Origin of the sequence: Herpetosiphon sp. NSE202, assembly GCF_042688385.1 — a bacterium.
In the GTDB taxonomy this organism is placed as follows: domain Bacteria; phylum Chloroflexota; class Chloroflexia; order Chloroflexales; family Herpetosiphonaceae; genus Herpetosiphon.
The window spans coordinates 203,709-223,766 of sequence record NZ_JBHUPY010000017.1; the positions used below are offsets into that span (position 1 = coordinate 203,709).

General features: G+C 51.0%; 18 protein-coding genes and 1 tRNA gene. 3 read left to right on the top strand and 16 right to left on the bottom strand.

What is annotated here, in order from left to right:
- Positions 1-10 precede the first annotated feature (10 nt).
- Positions 11-1,234 (top strand): glucose-1-phosphate adenylyltransferase family protein, encoded by a 1,224-nt coding sequence (locus tag ACFMKP_RS20305; protein ID WP_382294535.1) that lies wholly within the window; start codon positions 11-13, stop codon positions 1,232-1,234.
- 572 nt (positions 1,235-1,806) lie between these two features.
- On the opposite strand, the gene ACFMKP_RS20310 is transcribed toward ACFMKP_RS20305, so the two are convergent.
- Entirely contained in the window at positions 1,807-2,700 is an 894-nt protein-coding gene (locus ACFMKP_RS20310) for an alpha/beta hydrolase (RefSeq protein ID WP_382294537.1), read from the bottom strand.
- A 279-nt stretch (positions 2,701-2,979) separates the two neighbouring features.
- Here ACFMKP_RS20310 and ACFMKP_RS20315 point away from each other — a divergent pair.
- Positions 2,980-3,055, top strand: a tRNA-Arg gene (locus ACFMKP_RS20315).
- Positions 3,056-3,105: 50 nt separating this feature from the next.
- Here ACFMKP_RS20315 and ACFMKP_RS20320 read toward each other — a convergent pair.
- From ACFMKP_RS20320 to ACFMKP_RS20355, 8 genes are all read right to left on the bottom strand, one after another.
- Positions 3,106-3,756 carry a CDP-alcohol phosphatidyltransferase family protein gene (locus ACFMKP_RS20320; protein WP_382294539.1) on the bottom strand — a complete coding sequence of 217 codons (651 nt, stop codon included), beginning with the start codon at positions 3,754-3,756 and terminating at the stop codon, positions 3,106-3,108.
- 17 nt (positions 3,757-3,773) lie between these two features.
- Positions 3,774-4,892, bottom strand: coding sequence for a glycosyltransferase family 4 protein (locus ACFMKP_RS20325; protein ID WP_382294541.1), 1,119 nt, complete (start codon positions 4,890-4,892; stop codon positions 3,774-3,776).
- Between the two features lie 10 nt (positions 4,893-4,902).
- Positions 4,903-5,871 carry a ParB/RepB/Spo0J family partition protein gene (locus ACFMKP_RS20330; RefSeq protein ID WP_382294543.1) on the bottom strand — a complete coding sequence of 323 codons (969 nt, stop codon included), beginning with the start codon at positions 5,869-5,871 and terminating at the stop codon, positions 4,903-4,905.
- On the bottom strand, positions 5,868-6,641 hold the full coding sequence (locus tag ACFMKP_RS20335) for a ParA family protein (protein ID WP_382294545.1): 774 nt from the start codon (positions 6,639-6,641) through the stop codon (positions 5,868-5,870). Before ACFMKP_RS20335 ends, ACFMKP_RS20330 begins: the two co-directional genes overlap by 4 nt.
- Before the next feature lie 216 nt (positions 6,642-6,857).
- A complete protein-coding gene (locus tag ACFMKP_RS20340) occupies positions 6,858-8,501 on the bottom strand; it encodes a DUF4268 domain-containing protein (protein ID WP_382294547.1) in 1,644 nt (547 codons plus the stop codon).
- Positions 8,502-8,577: 76 nt separating this feature from the next.
- On the bottom strand, positions 8,578-9,528 hold the full coding sequence (locus ACFMKP_RS20345; protein WP_382294549.1) for a PfkB family carbohydrate kinase: 951 nt from the start codon (positions 9,526-9,528) through the stop codon (positions 8,578-8,580).
- 11 nt (positions 9,529-9,539) lie between these two features.
- Positions 9,540-10,550 carry a LacI family DNA-binding transcriptional regulator gene (locus tag ACFMKP_RS20350; protein ID WP_382294551.1) on the bottom strand — a complete coding sequence of 337 codons (1,011 nt, stop codon included), beginning with the start codon at positions 10,548-10,550 and terminating at the stop codon, positions 9,540-9,542.
- A gap of 106 nt (positions 10,551-10,656) precedes the next feature.
- Positions 10,657-12,318 carry a protein kinase gene (locus tag ACFMKP_RS20355; protein WP_382294553.1) on the bottom strand — a complete coding sequence of 554 codons (1,662 nt, stop codon included), beginning with the start codon at positions 12,316-12,318 and terminating at the stop codon, positions 10,657-10,659.
- Positions 12,319-12,502: 184 nt separating this feature from the next.
- Between ACFMKP_RS20355 and ACFMKP_RS20360 the strand changes: the two genes are divergently transcribed.
- The gene (locus ACFMKP_RS20360; RefSeq protein ID WP_054535539.1) at positions 12,503-12,799 is read left to right on the top strand and encodes a hypothetical protein; all 297 of its coding nucleotides are present in this window, start codon (positions 12,503-12,505) and stop codon (positions 12,797-12,799) included.
- A gap of 94 nt (positions 12,800-12,893) precedes the next feature.
- Here the strand turns inward: ACFMKP_RS20360 and ACFMKP_RS20365 are convergent, their stop codons facing one another.
- The 7 genes from ACFMKP_RS20365 to ACFMKP_RS20395 form a co-directional block, all read right to left on the bottom strand.
- Positions 12,894-13,244 (bottom strand): stage V sporulation protein S, encoded by a 351-nt coding sequence (locus tag ACFMKP_RS20365; RefSeq protein WP_012192314.1) that lies wholly within the window; start codon positions 13,242-13,244, stop codon positions 12,894-12,896.
- A gap of 128 nt (positions 13,245-13,372) precedes the next feature.
- Positions 13,373-14,902, bottom strand: coding sequence for a ribonuclease Y (rny, locus tag ACFMKP_RS20370; RefSeq protein WP_382294556.1), 1,530 nt, complete (start codon positions 14,900-14,902; stop codon positions 13,373-13,375).
- A 663-nt stretch (positions 14,903-15,565) separates the two neighbouring features.
- A complete protein-coding gene (locus tag ACFMKP_RS20375; RefSeq protein ID WP_382294558.1) occupies positions 15,566-16,684 on the bottom strand; it encodes a hypothetical protein in 1,119 nt (372 codons plus the stop codon).
- Between the two features lie 51 nt (positions 16,685-16,735).
- Positions 16,736-17,773, bottom strand: a complete 1,038-nt coding sequence (locus ACFMKP_RS20380) for a phosphotransferase (RefSeq protein ID WP_382294560.1) — start codon at positions 17,771-17,773, stop codon at positions 16,736-16,738.
- Between the two features lie 104 nt (positions 17,774-17,877).
- Positions 17,878-18,207 (bottom strand): hypothetical protein, encoded by a 330-nt coding sequence (locus tag ACFMKP_RS20385; protein ID WP_382294562.1) that lies wholly within the window; start codon positions 18,205-18,207, stop codon positions 17,878-17,880.
- A gap of 112 nt (positions 18,208-18,319) precedes the next feature.
- Positions 18,320-18,613, bottom strand: coding sequence for a hypothetical protein (locus tag ACFMKP_RS20390; RefSeq protein WP_382294564.1), 294 nt, complete (start codon positions 18,611-18,613; stop codon positions 18,320-18,322).
- A gap of 897 nt (positions 18,614-19,510) precedes the next feature.
- Positions 19,511-19,945 carry a hypothetical protein gene (locus ACFMKP_RS20395; RefSeq protein WP_382294566.1) on the bottom strand — a complete coding sequence of 145 codons (435 nt, stop codon included), beginning with the start codon at positions 19,943-19,945 and terminating at the stop codon, positions 19,511-19,513.
- Positions 19,946-20,058: the final 113 nt, after the last annotated feature.

The window sequence follows — 20,058 nt, forward strand, 5'->3', positions numbered from 1 at the left end:
GGAGTGTAGTATGCGTGTTTTAGCTTTGATTATGGCTGGTGGTGCAAGCCCTTCGTTAAGCGTGCTGACCGCTGGCCGAGCAGCAGCGGCAACGCCGTTTGCTGGCAAATATCGAATTATCGATTTTACGCTTTCGAATTGTGTTAATTCGGGCATTTACGATGTTGGCGTGCTTTCGCAGCATCAGCCGCGTTCGTTGCACGAGCATATCGGCGTGGGCAAGCCATGGGATCTCGACCGCTTACAAGGCGGCGTGCGGGTCTTGCACCCCTTCCCAACCCCTGATGGCGGCGGCTGGCAACGCGGTACTGCCGATGCAATTCGCTATCATCTCGATGTGATCGAAGAACGGCCCGTTGATTATGTGATGGTTTTGGCTGGCGATCACGTCTACAAGATGGATTATCGGCCTTTGCTCGATTTGCATATGCAGCGCGGCGCTGATGTTACCTTGGCTGTACATAGTGTGCCGCCACACGAAGCCTATCGCTATGGCATGGTCACGGTTGATGGCGAAGGCCGCGTGACCAACTTCGAAGAAAAGCCGCGCCGTACCAGCAGCGCCTTAGCTTCGATGGGCGTGTATGCCTTCCGCAAAGAATACTTAGTCGATCTGCTGTATCGTGATCAATCGGTTGATTTTGGCAGCGAAATGTTGCCACGAATCGTTAGCGAGGCCAATGTTAGCGCCTATACCTTCAATGGCTATTGGGCTGATGTTGGCACGGTGCAAGCCTATTACGAATCGAATATTGCCTTGCTTGCCGAAACTCCAGCGCTCGATTTGTATGATCCTGAGTGGGTTGTGCGCACGCGCTCGTTTGAGCGCCCAGCCGCCCAGCTTGGTCCTTCAGCGCGGATCGAACGCAGCTTGCTTTGCGATGGTTGTCGGGTCGATGGCCATGTTTCTGGCTCCGTGATTGGCACCGGAGTTGTGGTTGGCGCTGGTGCAATTATCCGTGATTCGGTGATTATGCCCGATAGCGTGATTGAGCCAGGCGTGGTGCTCGATAACTGTGTCGTTGATAAACAGGTGGTAATTGGCCGTGATTGCAAAGTGGGTGAAGGCCCAATTGGCACGCCCAATGCTGCCCAACCGCAATTGTTGAATACCGGCTTAACCGTGATTGGTAAAGCAGCGCGAGTTAGCGCCGGCCATACGATTGGCCGCAATGTTGTGGTAAACGCCCGCAGCTTCGTCGACCAAGATCTAGCCAGCGGCCAAACTTTCTAAGTCTACGTTACGCTGAAACCACGAAGACCGCGAAGGGGAACGGAACCACGAAGACCACGAAGACCACGAAGTTGGGAAGGTGGGGGGAATAGCTACGTCAAAACAATCAACAAAACGAATATTAGGGGGTGCAGGGGGATGAAAACCCCCTGTATCTCCCGCCGGCGGCGGGACGGAAGGGTGGCGAACGAGGGGCCAGCGGTCAGGGATGAGGGATCAGGAACCAAACAAATCAACATTGACCAGTAGCTTAACCACGAAGAGCACGAAGTTGGGAAGGTGGGGGGAATAGCTACGTCAAAACAATCAACAAAACGAATATTAGGGGGTGCAGGGGGATGAACCCCCCCTGCGTCTCCCGCCGGGGCGGGACGGAAGGGTGGCGAAACTAGCTTTGAGGATCGGTTACTGGTGGTTGGGGATCGGAATCATAAAGCACATGAGATTTTTAGCCACGAATTGCACGAATTACATGAAATAATAGTTAATTGCTGGCCCAAAACGTAGCATGATGATGACTTAGTTCATAGCAATAGAAGATCGAAACCACGAAGATCGCGCAATAAGCAAATTTACGCTTGTAAATATTTTTGCAAAAAAGCCACCATGTTGGCCATTGCAGCGCTGGTATCAGCTGAAGCTTTGTAGGTAAAGCCATGGGGAGCCTCAGGGTACGTGTAACATTCAGTTGTAACCCCCGCTTGTTTGAGCAGCGCCTCATAGCGCAAACCCTCGTCGTGCAGCGAATCGCGCCCTGCCAGAATAAACAAAGCTGGTGGTAAGCCCACCAAATCAGCAGGCTCCGCATACACTGGCGAAACATAGGGATCTTTGGCTTGATGCTCCTCGCGATAGCTCGCATCAAACATCGCCGCCATCTGCGGTGGAATTGCCCCTTTTGGATTCGGCTTGGCAAACGGACTGGTCGCAAGATCCAGCGGTGGATAATCGAGCACTTGGCAGACGAATTGAAATTGGCCTATATGCTTGGCTTTGAGGCAGGTTACGGCGCTTAAATTGCCGCCAGCGCTATGCCCACCAATCGCCATTTTAGTGCGATCAATTGCATACCGCTCTGCATTGGCATAGAAATGCTTGACCACTGCATAAACCTGATTAACTGCCGTGGGATAGGGATATTTGGGTGCTTTGGCATAATCGATGCTGATAACTTTGCAGCCAAGTTGCTGTTGAAACTGCACATTCATAGCTTCGTCCATATCGGCGCTGCCCAGAATAAACCCACCGCCATGTAAATCGAACAGAATTGGCGTAGTTTTGGGATTATCCAAGCCATAGCCCAACACGCGCACTGTGCCAAATTCCGTCTCAATCATCAACTCTTGGCGGCCAACTGAGCGCTTAAATCGATAGAAAAAGCCTTGGATGTTGCTTGCAAAGCGTTGGAGATTAGCAAGGCGTTGCGCTTTTTTGATCTGTTGTGCGCGGGTTGGTTCAGTTGCCATTGCAGGCCCACCTTCCAGCTAAATTGCTTAATTTGGCGCTATTTTAGCACTGGAACATGAGTTTTGTTGTTCCCTCACCCCCAACCCCCGCTCCCACGAAAACGCGGGCGAGGAGGAGAACCCGTTTTTACCACGCATTGTGCAAAAACCACAGCATGAAAGCCCCTCGCCCGCGCCACGGGAGAGGGGTTGGGGTGAGGGGATCTTAAAACCTCCTCTTGAAAGCCAACTAACTTGACAATTAGCTGGCTTGGCCGTATTCTACACAGCGATAGATTCGACTCCGTAGCTCAGTGGATAGAGCGTTTGCCTCCGGAGCAAAAGGTCGCGCGTTCGAGTCGCGCCGGAGTCGCCAAAAAAAGCCGTGATCAGCATTCCTGATCACGGCTTCTACGTTTTTAGAATTTAGGGCTGTTTGCGGCTAATATTCCAGCGGCTGGTTTTGACTGGCTTGGGTTGCGGGTTGGCTGCTTGTTCTGTGCGCCACACATGATAAATGCGTTGAATAGCGGTGACATTGGTGAAAATCGCCAAAATCCATAGCCCAGCAATCAACCAATTCAGAATTAAGCAGGTGCACAAAATTGTGATCCGTTCTGGCCGTCCAAGCCAGCCAGTTTCACATGGAATGTCTAAGCCTTCGGCGCGGGCACGAGCATAACTGACCATTATCGAGCCAATAATTGAGGCATAGACTAAGCCGAGGGCCAAAGTTGTGTTGCCGATCATGGTGGTGTGAATAAACATCAATAAGCCGAAGAAAACAACCGCCTCGCTATAGCGATCCATAATTGAATCGAAGAACGCGCCAAAGCGGCTACTCTGATTGGTGGCGCGTGCCAGTGCACCATCAAAGAGATCAAAAATACTGGCCAAAATGAGCAAAACGCCGCCGACCTGCAAATTGCCATTGGCCAACACAGCCGCGACTCCTGCGGTCAGCAAAACGCCAATTAAGGTCACCATATTAGGCGTGATGCCCAATCGACCAAGCACTGGAGCTACAAAGTCTTCCATCAAGCGACGGGCCCAGCGTTTAATGCCGGTGCTGTACATAGAGCCTCCTGAACATCCTAACCAGAGAGAATGCCACGGTAGAAGGCAATCACACGTTGGGCAACTCGCTCCCAAGCATAGAGTTGCGCTTTGATTGTACCCGCTTCTGCCATTGCAGCCCGTAAGGATTGATCCTCGATCAGTTGCAAGATCGCAACCGCCAATGCTTGGGCATTGCGCGCTGGCACCAGCAACCCTTGCACGCGATGCTCTAAAACATCACGATAGCCCGGATTATCAGCAGCTACCACTGCTGCCCCAGCGGCCATGGCTTCAAGCAAGACGATGCCAAAGCTTTCACCACCAGTCGAAGGTGCACAAAAGAGGGTGGTTTGTTGGTAAAGAGCAGCAAGTTGAGCCTTGCTCACATAGCCCAGCCACTCAACATTGCGAATTTGCCATTGGCGAATGGCGGCCAGAAATGGCGTGGGATCGCCGCTGCCAGCAACAACTAAACGCGCATCAGGCCTGGTTCGTTGCACATAGCTCATGGCTTCAAGCAAATAGCGAAAGCCTTTGCGCTCTTCATTGAAGCGCCCAACAAACAAAATTGTTGGGCTAGTGGTGCTCAGGCCATAGCTTGGTTGCTGCGTGCCATAGGTGGCAACATCAACCCCATTGGGAATAATTGTATACTCTGCTGGAAAATAGCGATGGGCAAATTCTTGGGCCGCTGCCGAAACTGCAATCCGTCCATGCAATTTTGGTTCCAAGCGTCGCAGCAAGGCTTGAATAGTGGTGTAGCCAAGCGAGCGCGTGCCCGCCGCGTGAAACGTGCCCACATTTGGTACGCTCGAACGGCTGAGGAAGGTTGTTGGGAGGGTTGGCGAAAATGGTTCGTGAATATGCGCCAAATCAAAATGCTGCTTTTGCAGAATCTGGCGAATTTTGGGGCCAAGCGTCAGCGAGAGGCTAACCCGCGCCACCGAGCCATTAACTGCCACTGGCGTGACATGGCCCAGCGGAATAAAATCGGGATCAGCGGGCTTGCCCTTGGAATACGGGGCGATCAGGCTGACCCGATGGCCCCAAGCCCGAAAATAGTGGGTTAGTTGATTGACATGCTCGGTAACGCCGCCAGCATAGGCAGCATCGTATGGCCACACGAGGGCAATATGCAATGAATCGCTGGCCATAGGTCGCTCCTCACAAGCTTTCTCCATTGAGCAATGAGTCAACCAAGGCAATGAGTTGCTCGTCGGAGTAGAATTCGATGCGCACATAGCCGCCGTCGCCTTGGCGTTTAACCTCAACTTTGGTTCCAAGCTGCCGCCTCAGCTGTTCAACCGCATCAGTATCGTCAACACTTGGCACAACTGGCTCTGCTGGCGCAACATTGCGTGTGGTTGGCGTTGGTGTTGGCACGCCATTGCGCCGCGATGCGCGCGGAGCCGCCCCACGTTGCTGAATCGCGATTCGCGCTTGAGCTGGAGTTTGATCTTCGTGCTTGATCAACTGAGCCATTTTTTCAGCTTCGCGCACCGAAAGCCGAAACTCCAAAATTTGCTCCATCGCCAAAATTTGGGTGCGCTCATCGTCAATTGTGATCAGCTGCTTGAGATGGCCCGCAGTGAGTTGCTGCTCCATCACTGCTTGTTGCAAGGCCGAAGGCATTTTGAGCAAACGCAAGGCATTGGTAATTGCAGGGCGACTTTTGCCCACCCGCTCGGCAATCGCTTGCTGGGTCAGGCCAAACTCATCGTGCAACAGCTGGTAGGCTTGGGCTTCTTCCAAGGGGTTCAAATCGGCGCGTTGGATATTTTCGACCAAGGCCAATTCAAGCCGCTCTTGGGGCGTAACCTCTTTGATAATAACCGGAACTTCGCTTAGCCCAGCTTGTTGCGCTGCCCGCCAGCGGCGTTCACCAGCGATCAACTCATAGCCAGTGGCGGTGCGGGTCACGACCAACGGCTGTAAAATGCCATGGGTCGCAATAGAAGCGCTCAATTCCTCAAGCGCTTCGGGAGTGAAAATTTGGCGGGGCTGATGCGGATTGGCCTCGATTGATTCAATCGGCACGGTCTGCAATGCGCCCACAATTGGAGCCTGTGTGCTTGGATCAGGGCGAATTAACGCACCTAAGCCTTGACCCAAACCGCGTTTTTTGGGGTTCATGCTGCCTCCAGCCTGCGACTTAGTTCATCGACCAACATGCTATAGGCCAGCGCGCCTTTGCTAGCTGGGTCGTACTCGCGAATCGTTTGGCCATGGCTGGGGGCTTCGCTCAAGCGAATCGAACGCGGAACTAAGGTATTAAAAATGCGTTGTGGAAAATATTGGCGCACTTCGGCCACCACCTGTTGCGCCAAGTTCGTCCGCCCATCGTACATCGTCATCACCACCCCTAAAATATTCAAATCGGGGTTGAGCGATGTGCGCACCAAATCGATGGTATTTTTGAGCTGCGCCAAGCCTTCCAAGGCCAAATATTCGCATTGCAATGGGATAATAACCCCATGCGCTGCACATAAGGCGTTCAAGGTCAGCAAGCCCAACGAGGGCGGGCAATCGATTATAATCGTATCAAAGGATGATCCAATCGGAGCCAAGGCATCACGCAAACGATGCTCGCGCCGATGCTCATCGACTAATTCAACTTCTGCGCCAGCCAGTTCAACCGTTGCTGGTAACGTCTGCAATTGCTCACGCCCAGTTGCGGTGACAACAATTTCGGTCGGTGCATTCCCCAAAAGCACATCGTAGACCGTGGCTTTAAGCGCTTTTTTATTAATTCCCAAACTGGTCGTAGCATTGCCCTGAGGATCAAGATCGATCACCAACACCCGTTGGCCGCGGGCTACAAGCTCCGCAGCGATATTCACGGTCGAGGTGGTTTTGCCAACGCCGCCTTTTTGATTTGCTACTGCAATAATTCGTGGTTTCATACACTTATTTCACAACATATATCTCGCGCCGAATTGTACCATACCATCAGCGTTTGGTCTTGTCTATCACAAGCGGATTTTGGCTAAATTGGGGTTAATTGGAAGCCAGCAACCGCTTTTTGGGTGCTGGCACTACGATTTGGCTTAGCAAAGCCTCGCTATTTTATGCGACGTATCCGCAACTTTTATGCCCAATACGGCAAAGCATAGAAGAACTTAGCCTTGAGAAAATAATGGGGCAAGTGCAGGACTTTTACCATCCTGATAGTGTTTCTCCAATAACTGACTTGCATCAGCAAAAATTTGATAGAACAACACCATTGTTTTTACACCCCAGCTACGTACATGCTCAAGCTCATCTGATTTAGCAGTAATTGACCCAGAATGGGAGACTGCAATCCGCACGCCTCTTCGCCCTGGCATCGAATCCCATTCAAGAGGTGTTCCCAGCTTTTCATTTATTTCAGTAATCCGGGGCGCATAGATTAATTGTAAGGCCTCATACAAAGCGCTATTGAGCGCTTTATCTTCTGTGTCAATATAGAGTTCAAGCCGAAATAGGCCGTTGCGAGTAAACAAGGCATTGTACATACCGATAGAGCGTTGCTGGATTTTCAGTTTGGCGACGGTAATCCATGATGAGCCATTAGGTGACATCTCTAAAAATCGGTCATCTGGTTGTTTAAGCTCATTGATCAAGCGGCTAAAAAAGTTAATATAGGCTTGTTCACGATCATGAATTCGGCTAAATGTGACCAGTTCTTTATCCATATTAATACTGCTCACACGCCAATCTGCTGCTAGCCAACTCATTGATTGCACATGGGTATGGCTATCGTTAGCCCACCATGCTCGATGTTTACGGGCTGAATCGGGAAGTTCAGAGTCGATAATCTTTTCGACTTTGACAAAACTGAGTTGTACGCGATCGGTTGAGCGACTTTGACTGCGTAACCAGCGTGCAAGGTGATCATAGCGACTTGCATTTGGTTGTGGTTCATCCTCGCCAACGCTGGTTGTAAGTTGGTGTTTCTCAATTTCATCGACTAATAATGGTAAAGCAATCTCTGGATTAACGATTATTTCAGGTATTCCAGGTGTTGTTAGTTCAGTAGTGGTAGCTAATTGCGAATGATAGCGAGTTATCCAATCTTTACAAAATCGTAATTGTTCATGCTGTTCATACGAGATTTCTTGCAGATGCATCAGTTTATTGCGGGTTTTTCGCACAGAATCTAATAATTGTTGAATAGCTTCAGATTGAAGACTAAACATGTTGCCATAGTGTGCCCAAATATCTTTGGATAAGAAAATTTGAATGATCTCATTAAATGTCATTTGTTCGACGGCCTTGGTGTTGGTAATGATACGACCATTAGACGATTCGGTATTGTTTTTTTCATTCGATGACGACAAGTGTATGCTGACAAAATCACGTAACATCAACTCAATATCTTGAACAAACATTAAATCTTGAGTTTGGCGGCGAAAGTAATCAGTAGTATCATAGCTCGTGACAATTCCTGCTAATTCGCCCTTATTATTGACAATTAATACAGCATAGGTGTTTTGTAAAGCATCAAGCAGGTCAAATAATTCTGCATTATCATGCTTAGTCACAGCCCGAATCATTGCATCGGATACTTGAAGGTGATTCGGTGAAACTTGAAATTGACGCAAAGCATTTACAATTGTATCGCTACACACTAACCCTATAGGTTTTGAATCGGCATCAACTACAGGTAGTTGGCTATAATCATATTCATTCATTAAATCAATTGCCATCACCAGTTTATCTGTGGGACGAACAGATAGGGGCTTGTGGCGGTCGGTGAGTAGTTGTTCAACACTAAATGGCACGATCTGCTCCTTAAAAAATAAGGATTGTGTTAATTCATTGCTGATTCCAATAGTAAGCCTAAAATAATGTTTGCGCTTATTGCCGAAATTGCTCGATTTGCTCGGCTGTCGGTAGGCCAGGAATCGCGCCACGCACCAAGGTGGCTAAGGCTCCGGCAATCGATGCCCGTTGTAACGCATGTTCAAAATCTGCTTGATCATGGGCCAAGGTTGGTTGCTGAATCAATTGAGCTAGCAAACATGCCACAAAACTATCGCCCGCGCCAGTTGCATCAATCGCATGCACCGTGGGCGCGGCAATCCGCCCCGATCCAGTTGCTGTCTGATACCAACAGCCTGCGCTGCCATCGGTTACCACAATCACTTGGCTACGTTCATGCCACAAACTTTGCGCTGCCGCCAACGGGTCGGCCAACGCGGTCAAAAATTCGGCTTCTTCGCGGCTAAGTTTGATGATGTGAGCATACGGCAGCAGTTTCAGCATGACGCTGCGCGCTGCTTCCAACGATGGCCACAGCGCTGCCCGCAAATTGGGATCAAACGAAAGCAGCATGCCATTGGCTTGAGCCAATTCAATTGCCCGCAAGGTGGTTTGGTAGCCCAACTCGTTGCTGGCGCTCAGCGAACCAAAGTGCAGCAACTTGGCCGTGGCAAATTGGCGTGGCTCAAGATCACTTGGCGCAAACAACATATCAGCGCTTGGATGGCGATAGAACATAAAATCACGCTCGCCATCTGCTTGCAAAGCCACAAACGCCAAAGCAGTGCGAGCCTGCTCGGTGCGGCGTAATCCTTGGATGTCAACTTGGTGCGCTGCCAAGGTCTCAGCCAGAAAATCGCCAAAGCTATCGGCCCCGACCATACCCAAAAAACCACTACTCATGCCCAAGCGAGCCAAGCCTACGGCAACATTGGCCGGCGCGCCACCAGCTGCTCGTTGCCATAATGGTGTATTTGCCACGCCCAAGCCAGCTTCGGTTGGCACAAAATCAACCAATAATTCACCAAGACATAACGCCTGTGTCATGTGATCTCCTCTTATGCCTTGCTTGGCTTGGCGCTGCTGGCACGTTCGATCAAGCTGACTGGTAAGGTGTGCAGGGTTGGGCGGCGCGTGCCTTCGTTGAGCGCTGCCAGCAGCACTTCTGCTCCTTTGCGTCCCATCTGCTCCATTGGCTGATGAATCGTGGTCAAACCAATCAGCTGGGCCATTTCAAGATCATCATAGCCAACCACTGCTAGGTCTTCGCCAGCTTTCAAGCCACGTTCGCGCAAGGCATCAATCACACCAAAGGCGAGATCGTCGTTGGCAGCAAAGATTGCGCTTGGCGGTTCGGCCAAATCGAGCAGTTCAAGCGCTGCCTGATGGCCCCAATCGCGGCGATCAAAGCCAGCCCGCAGATATTCGGCCTGCACTGGCAGATGATGGGCGGTTAAGGCAGCCTCGTAGCCACGCTGTCGATCACGGTTGACCGTAAAGCCCAAATCTGGCTCCAACTGCCCAGAGACAAAGCCAATGCGTTGATGGCCTTGGCTAATCAGATGTTCGACCGCCTTGAATGCGCCGCCTACGTTATCGACGACCACCGATGGCAAATTGCCAGCTTGAGTATCGATCATCACTGCGGGCAAGTTGGCAGCTTGCAGGCGTTTGATTTCTGGTGGAGCTAAGGGCAGCGAAACAATCAACAAGCCGTCGGTGCGGCCCAAAAATGGCAGCGTATTGAAGTAGCGCGTGCGTTGCTCAGGCGAATCAACATTGAAGATAATCAGCTGATACTCGGAATTGGCTACAACCGATTCGATGCCGCGCAGAACTTCAATAAAAAATGGCCGTGTGAGGAAGGGCAGAATAATTGCAATCGCGTTGGTTTTGGCAGTTACTAATTGCCGCGCAGCATGATTTGGCCGATAGCCAAGCTCGTCAATGACCGCCAAAACTCTGGCCCGAGTTTCTGGCAGGACGTTCGGCGATTCGTTGAGCACCCGCGAAACTGTCGCGATGCCAACCCCCGCCCGTTTAGCCACATCTTTAATCGTATATGCCATGGGGTGTCCTCTCGAATGAGCCATGGAAACGTTTTCAGAGCATCTTAGCCTGAATGTAGTAGGCTTGTCAAGCGATCATACCATGGGCATGCAAAAGGGCAATAATTTAGGGTTGGCTATAGACAACGACCCAATAATGGCCGTAGGTTGCTTGGGCATTTTGGGCATGGCCAATGCCAAATTCGCTAATGTTGGGGCTGAGCAAATCGGCTTGCAAGCCTGGATCGTTGATCAGCGCATCGAAGGCGGCTTGGGCGTTGCTATGGCCAGCGCTAATATGCACATTCCAAAAGCTGCTAATGTGATTGGCTTGGCGCAGCAAATCGCCAATTGTTTGGCCAGCAGGGGTGGTGTTGCTAAAATAGTTGTTGTTGGCCATATCGGCGCTATGGGCTTGGGCCACGCTTTGCACTTGCGGTTGCAGCAGTAAGGGTGGCAGCCCATTTTGGCTACGAAATTGATTGATCAAAGCGGCCAATTGGCTAATTTCTGGGGCTAAGGCTTGGGTTGGCTCGACGGTTGGTTCAGCAGTTGGCGGCACTTGGCTTGGCTCGACAGTTGGTTCAGCAGTTGGTGGCACTTGGCTTGGCTCGACAGTTGGTTCAACGGTTGGCTCGCTGGTAGCGGGAACTATGCTGGCAGTTGGTTCAGTCGATGGCAAATTAATAATTGCAATAACCTGAGCCGTGGCGGTCGAATCGGCTGCGCCCGCCGAGCGCATACTCAACATAACTTGGGTGCCAATTAAGCCAACCACAATCAACAAGCCAAGAATGCCGATATACCAGCGAGCTTTGCTTTTGGCTGCTGGCGCTTCGGCGAGGCTTGGTGTGTTAAGCGCAATCGTCGCTTTGCCTGCACTCGAAACCAGTTGTGGCCCGCGAATTGTATTGTTTTCGTTGATGTTTGGGTTGGCTTTGCTTGGGTTTTTGAGCAATTGCAAGGCTTTTTCGGCTGTATCAGGCCGTTTATTGGGATCAAGCTCCAGCAATTGCAACATAAGTGCATCTAAGCCTGCTGGCACATTATCGGCCAACTCGCTCGGGCGACGCAGCCGAATATGGCCGGAAATGCGCGATTCTGCTGGCACTGGCGAATGGCCGGTTAGCATGTGGTAGGCGGTTGCGCCAAGGCTATACAAATCGGAACGGGCATCGGTGGCGCGGCCACGCGATTGCTCAGGCGAGGCGTAAAAGAGCGAAAAAGCTTTGGCGGCGGTTTCGGTGCTTTGGCTGCGTTTGGCAATGCCAAAATCGAGCAGTACCAAGCGATCGTCGGCGGTGCGCTTGATATTTTCGGGCTTAATATCGCGATGAATAATATTGAGCGCATGCAATTGGGCTAATTGGCCAAGCATCACGGTTAAAAAATGCTCGACCACGTTTGCCGCCAAGCGCTCGTGAGTCTCGATTAATGAACCAACCGTTGTGCCGTTAACAAACTCCATTACCAAGGCAATGACATTGCCCTCGCTCCAAATATCATAAACTTCGGGAATGAAGGGCAAATGACGGGCATGTTGAGCCAGAATTTGAGCCTCGACCGTGACCTGTTCGCGCATGGCTGGTGAATTGGCAGTGATCAGTTTAATCGCATAATGGCGGGCTAAATCGACATCGAATGCTTCGTAAACCACGCCAAAACCGCCTTGGCCGAGCAGGCTTTTGACTCGATAGCGATTGCGCAGCAGCAAGGGTTGATGGCATTGTGGGCAACGAACATCCGTTGCAGCCACAACGGTTTGACATGCATAACAGTTGATCGACATAGAGCCACCTGTCGTAAACCAAGCGAACGAATAGCCCTAGCCTACACCAAGCAGCTGGCGCGATCAATGGATAATCAGGCCTATATTGCGACCCACGACCCTCAGCCATCTGGCTGTTAAAGCAGGCCAAAATGCTGCCGCTGGGTGTGAATTCTGCTACAATAGAACTATGATAAAACTACTGATGAGTTGGAATATAGCAGAAGGCCGCGAGCAAGCTCATCTTGAGTATGTCACGAGTGAGTTTGTTCCTGCCCTGATGAAGCATGGCGCAATTAGCGATGCTTGGCTTTCGCTGGGCGGAACGCCTGAGGCTCCAGAGATGATCCTTGGGATCACCTCGGATGAAGAGATTGAACTACGCTCATTTTTACAAAGCAACGAATGGCAAGAATTGAGTGCCAAGCTCAGCCGCCATGTTGCTGATTTTCGCTACTGGTTTACCAACAAAATTCAGAACCCTGGTGGGTTTCAGATGTAGCCTAAAATGCATCAAGGCGATCGAGCATCAGCCCAATCGCCTTGATTAATGGTGCCAACAGCAATTGCTCGGCATGCAACCGCCTCAACCTGCTTTAGCCTTTTTTGATCAACAAGCGAATTGCCGTACGTTCCTCTTCATCGATGGCAACATCAATAAATGAGGGGACGCAAACAATATCGATGCCTTCTTCTTGAAGGTATGAACGTGCGATTGCAACCGCTTTAATCGCTTGATTGGTTGCGCCAGCGCCGATTGATTGAACCTCGGCATGGCCAGCTTCGCGAATAACTCCGGCAATGGCCCCGGCTACTGCCGATGGGCGTGAACGGGTTGAGACCTTTAAAACTTCTGCATCGTTGTGTACTGCGCCAGCATTGCTGGGCGCATCGGCTGAAGTGGTCCGTTGGTCGTCGTTGCTAAAGCGATCAAGTTGATACGCCATTGCTGCCTCCTTGAAAAGGAACGGTAGAGATTGCTGTCATGCACGCATCGCGCCTTCTCAGGTTGAGGGGAAGGGCGCTGGTTTTGGGCCAGCGTTGCCCTCTCCCTCAGACACAGAGCTTCGCCTACTTACCGTGCATAATCAACCGCACGGGTTTCGCGGATGACGGTAACTTTGATTTGACCTGGATATTGCAGGGTACTCTCGATCTTTTTGGCCACTTCGCGGGCCAAATGGATACTTTCGAGATCGTCAAGCGCATCGGGTTGCACCATCACCCGAACTTCCCGACCTGCTTGAATTGCGAATGCCCGTTGAACACCAGGAAACGATGTGGCGACATGTTCAAGAGCTTCGAGCCGCTTGATGTAGAGATCGATGGTCTCGCGGCGGGCACCTGGGCGACCACCAGAGATGGCATCGGCGGCTTGAACAAGAAAGGCCTCAACAGTTTGAGGTTCCTCATCGTTATGATGGGCAGCAATTGCATGAACTACCGCCGCGTTGCGGCCAAGCCGTCGGGCAATATCTGCGCCGATTAACGCGTGCGGCCCTTGTACATCGTGGTCAATGGCTTTTCCAATATCATGGAGCAGGGCTGCGGTCTTGGCAACCTGCACATTCGCGCCCAGTTCTGCTGCCATCGCTCCTGCCAAAAAGGCACATTCTAACGAATGTTGCAACACATTTTGGCCGTAGCTGGTACGATATTTCAACCGCCCCAGAATCTTCATCAGATCTGGATGAAGGCCTTGGACGTTGGCTTCGTAGGCCACGCGTTCGCCTTCTTCGCGGATTATTTGCTCAAGGTCTTGGCGGGTTTTATCAGCGACTTCCTCAATGCGGGCGGGGTGAATCCGACCGTCTTTCAACAGGCGGTTCAGGGTTAGGCGTGCCACTTCACGACGTACTGGGTCGTGACATGAGAGCGTGACCGCCTCGGGCGTATCGTCGACGATAATATCGACACCGGTAATTTGTTCGAAAGCGCGAATATTGCGCCCTTCGCGCCCGATAATCCGTCCTTTGAGTTCCTCGCTGGGCAGTTGTACCGTGCTTACAGTAATTTCGGCGACATAATCCGATGCACAGCGTTGGATCGCCAACCCAACGATTTTGCGTGCAATGCGGTCACCATCGAGCTTTGCTGCCGCTTCGATTTCGTGGATGCGGCGAGCAGCCTCGGCACGGGTTTCTTGTTCAACACGAGTCAGAATGATTTCACGTGCTTGTTCGTTAGTGAGACCTGCGACCCGCTCCAGCTCAGCTTGTTGGGCTGTGCGGAGGCGTTCGGCTTCGCTGTGTAAGTTTTCGACCGCTCGCTCGCGCTGGCCTAACTGCCGATCGCGCTTTTCGGTTTGGTCGAGCTTACGTTCGAGGGTTTCTTCTTTGCGATTGACCCGTTCTTCTTGTTTTTGCAAGCGGATGCGGGCTTCGCGGAGTTCGTTTTCACCAACTTCCCGCAGTTGTTGTTGTTCTTCGCGGGCTTTTAATTGCAATTGTTTGTACTCAGTCTTGGCTTGTTCTAATTGTAGTTGTGCTGCTGCTTCAGCTTGGGCGAGTGCTACACCAGATTTTTTTGTTAACCAAACATAGGCACCGCCTGCGCCTGCAGCTAGGCCAATGAGTAAAGCCAGAGCTGGAAGGATAAAGTCCACAGGGTTTCCTCCTGGCTCAATTGTTAAGGTTCACCGACGAAATGGCACGATGATAAGCTGTGTTAAGAGTTTGCTAAGAATTCCGTTTCCTGCCGTATCATAGACGTTTTACTAGGTAGTGTCAAGCTGATACGTGATACAGATTAATCCCTTGGTGTTATCCCTCTGATCCTACACCATAAGCAGTTTCGTATCCCCTTTATGTGGGATGATTAATGGGGGATATTTTCTCCAAGTTTCTCTATATTCTCTCCATTTAGGCGCATTTTTCTCTAAACTTGGCTCAGTTGTGAGGAGCATTATGATCATTATGCTAAATTGAACATAGCGCTACAAGTAAAATATTTCCTAACATTCCTATGCACTCATCAGTGTAAATGCCCGTTGATGGGCATTGGTTAGTCCTAGTTTGGCATAGCAAACCGCAGCATGATCGTTCGCCAGCGCCACATTTGTTCGTAGCGCTGGCAGTTTTAATCTAAAATTGTTACAAAATCTTAATAAAAGCTGGATTGGAGGCAGGATACTGGGGATTTCGAAGCCAAGTGTATCCAACTATCTGGCCGATGCGTCCGCAGCGGAAGCCACCAACCCTTGAGGCTGCTGCCCTCGACTTTTTTGTGCTCTCCCCGCAGGAATTTTCGAGGGAATCCTTCCTATATCTCAAACAAGCTTTTCCAACTCCACGATCATCGATCTGCTGATGTTGCTCTGTATTTCCAAATGATTGCAATACTCATCCAGCAGATCAACAAAGCTCTGCCAGAGCAGCGCCCGCTTCACGGGGTCACCAACGAGCGCGTCAAACCGCTGCTTTTTGGTTCGCTTGGCGTGCGAGAGACCCCCATAGAGACAAATATCAAACATCTGCCGATAGGTGAGCGGCTTGTCGATCCTGCCGATCACAGTCCCATTGGTATCGACGACCTGATACCGATCAACCAACTCCGTAATTCCATCCAATACCATAGCGAATACGTTTTGATTTCCGAGATAAAAGCGGGCAGGCTCAGTGCCAATCGCTGCACCTTTGTAGTATTGAGCGAGGTTTTCCTGCGAACATTCTTCGGTGTCGTCGATGAAAGACCGCATGGTCAGCACAAACGCAGCGGTTGCTTCGGAGCTGGGTCCTGTATCGGTCGCATTGAACAGATACTGGTCGTTGTCGGTGTGATCTTCCTGCATGGTGGCGTCGTTCTCGCGCTTCACGAGATGCTGGACAAAGGATAAGCCCAACAGCGTATCTACCTTCTCATTAAAGCGCCGCAAGATATCGATAAAGTGCTCAAGGTTCGATGGCGTGGCGCGGGGGAACACTGCACCGTGTATCACGAACCGATCACGAACCGCCGCGATACGCTGAAACTGAAGATCCTCGGCGTGGGCTTCCAGCGATTGCTTGAACGCGAGAACGTCCTTTCGTACGTCGCCCTCAACCCGAATCGTGACCTTGGGGTCTATGCCGCTCCGATACTGCTCTGTGTTCGGCGGTGACCCGGTGGTGGTGTGCACGAGCAGCATCCCCTCGTTGAGGAGCGCACCTTGGTCATAGTGAAGGGTTAACGTTGCCATCATCCCATACTCAATTTTGGGCATGCTCCGGTTATAGGCGGTAATCGCCATCACCACGAACGTGCCCTCGTCACCCATGGATGGGATGTAGGGACGGCGAATTTCGAGGATATCCCCGATACAAATATCCGTGAGTGGCCGTCCATAGACATACCACTCGTTTGAACCACGCTGCTCAACATGGAATATTTCAAAGTCTCCATTGTTCATGGTATTTCCCTAGTCCCTGTTAGATATGGTTACGATTTAATGGACAAGCGTTTATGAGGCAAACATCGTCTGCAACAGTGCGATCAACTGGCCTTGCTGCTGGTGCATCCATGCTTTGCTCGCTTGCATGCGCCGAATTGCCTGCTCCAAACTCGTATGGCTCGGCGGTTCGGGCTTGCTGATGGCCCAAATCAAGGGGATGGCGGTGCGCAAGCCAATCAACTGGGGCATGGCGGCAATTTCCTGCGGAGTGAGCTTAATCCATGCTGCATAGCCACGGCAAAACTGCTCAGCCACCGCCCACGGGTTTGCCGGATTGCTATCGAGTTGCATAATCATGCGCAAGGCCATGGCCACATCGAGCGCACGCGCCGCTGGGCAGGCAAATTCAAAATCGAGAATCGCGGCAACCCGTTCGTCGTGCATGAGGATGTTGGGCGGAGCAAAGTCGTTATGGCACACTTGCTGAGGCAAGGCGGGATATTCATTAGCCACAAACTCCATAAGGCTGGCTGCTTCGCTACGCCACCACGCCCAGAGTTCGTCGTCGCTGGCCGAGCCGCCAAACTGAGCAGCCGAGAGTTGCAGCGGATCATAGCGCGGCTGGGCATAGTTCAGCAATGCTTGAAACAGCGCAGAGGGGCGACGGTGCTGTACGGGACGTGCTTGCAGCAGCTTCTGCAATTCACCAAGCGCCGTTCCCATTGCATAGGCCCATTGGTTAATGGCTGGGTGATGTTGGCCATTGGCCAGCAGCCGAAATTCTGGTGCCTCGCCTAAAATCAGGGGTGTCAGGCTATAGATATAATCCCCCATATTGCGCGAATAATAGATCGATCGACCCCGTAGCGGTAGGGGCACGGCAAACGAGGTAGAGCGCCATGACAGCCATCTCACCAAATGGTGGTCATAGCGCAGTGCTGCTTCATCCTGATCCACGGCGTAAATCTTTAAGACAAAATCCCCATTCGCCGTTTGAAGAAGGAGATTCTGATGATTGACACTAGTCAGCTGGGCAACCACCTGAACTGGAGCGATGAGGTCAAATTGTTGTATCGCGTGAGCAACAATCGTATCGCTAGTGGCCATAACTATATCTCCCTAATCCCATAATCCATCCTAAATCAGGCATGACACAATGCTGGATGGCGGCGTTGCATTGGAATGCAGGGGTGCAAACATGCTCGTTATCGTTATTCGTGTGCCTGACGTGTTGTCTGTAATTGCAGCGAGCTACGGCACATTGGCTCAAGATCGGGCCAACGGCCAATAATCTGTTCAAAGATTGCATGGCGCTCGGCATCCGATTCGAGCAAGGCTATTTCTTGCATGGACAAGGCAATCTGAACTTTTTTCCTATCATCATCAGTGAGCCAACTGCGCAAGACACGGCACAGGTCTTTTCCTGGTTCATCAATGAGCCAGATAAACTCATCGAGAATTTCGGCAAAAAATTCTGGTGGGGTCTGTTTGGATAGTTGTCCAACTAGATAATCAAGGGCGGTATCCATAGTCATACTCATCAAATCTCCTTGTTGAATATTTACCAACGTGCTTGCTCCTAGACATTATTTTTTTGCATAATTAGGGAATTGCGCTAGGATAACTGCTAGCGTTTATACTGTTCCCTGCCTGCTATTTATTGCACAGCGGTGCGAGGTCGGGCCAACGATCGACAATTCGAGCGACAGCTGCCTGATCGTCCGCATCTGATCCAATGAAGAACGCCTCGGCTGTCGAGAGGGCAATTTTCACTTTCTCCTTATTATCGGAATGGAGCCAGTCGCGCATAATCCGATACATATTCACGCTCTGATCATCAACGAGCCAGCTCAACTGGTCGATGATTTCGGCAAAAAAGACTGGCGGCGTATGCGGCGATAGGCGGCTCAATATGTACTCTAATGCTGCATCAAGGCTGGTAGTCATACGCGCTCCTGTGGATTAGCTTCAGATTGCTATACTCGCTCCAGCGAGGATTGGTTCAGTCGAAGGATGGCTATGGGCTATGGGCTATTGGCTTTGGGAAGCAATAATCTTTGGCAAAATCAGCCTTCGCGCTCTTCGCGATCTTTGCGGTTTCCGTGCTTCGGGCTCTTCGTGTCCTTAGTGGATCAAACTTATTTAGCGATTCGCATGGATTGCGCTAGCCCCATGATAACGTTCATAGACCCCTTTTCGCGAACTTGGATTTTCATGACATTATGTGATTTAACGATCATCGCGAAAAAGAAATGTGCGTAGGGAAGGAGGGTTCAGAGCGGTATTTCGTGACTGATTGGGCCAAAGCGCGTATCCTCAAGCAGGTACAGCGGGTGTTTGTTGATAAAAAAGAGAACCATTGCCGCGATAGCGGAATACCAGCAATGATGATCCTGCAATGGACATGCGTTCGGTTCGGGCTGATCCGTCCATGGGCGCGTCTGCATCAGGGACAGGAATACCGCCGCCGACCCATTGTGCTACCATAAATGGATGTCAGGCTGTTTTGCGCGGGCGATCAGTTCTTAGCGCGTGGATGCTTGAATAGCAAGGAATCAATAAGGTCATTGGCCATGCGGGGAGTTGAGCGCACGAATCCAGCTCGCCCCGAAATGGTGCAATGAACGGGCGTGCTGAATGATTGCTGTAAAATATGTCTTAAGTCTTGCAAGATAGTGGAATGATTTTTTACGAGCCGACGAAAAAGGGTATGACGAGCGCATGGCGGCCAGCGGCGGTTCTGGCAGGTGACCGTGCATCGATGATTGGCGACATTCTGTGCGGTTGATCCGTTCTCTGTGAGGAATCGATCAGGGCATTGTTTCAGCGCCATCGATACCCGTGCTACGAACGTGGTGATGGCATGAGTATTGGGATCAACGGATCGTTCAGATCCACATACCAATCGAGCAGAGCGATCTCCCATGATTCCGTAGGAAAGAGTCGCTCCCAGATGTGATACAGAAAGGCATGCACATCGTATGGAAGTTGAAAGGGGATAAAACGATCATTCCATTCTTCGGTTAATTCTTCGGTTGTCTCCGAATTCATGATATTGAGATAATAGCGGAGTGATTCCTTGAGCTTGTGACGATAGCGCTCATGCTCAGGATACCGTGATGGTTGAACGTGTGGGACAAGGTAGCGATCAATAAAGCGGTCTTGGGTGTTCCGATCGTTTAATGCCGAACGCTGAGAAATATCGCTCGTCCATGTCCTTGACCACAGGTCACGATAGACCCAATAGCGATTTACTTTAATAGGCTTGATTGACATCATCCTTCCTTATCCATATATCGACGATGAGCTGCTTCATCGCATATCTGTCAGATTAAAGTATACCCTATCCTGATGTCAGCTTTCCTCTAATTCAGCGTCAGAATAGGGTTCCT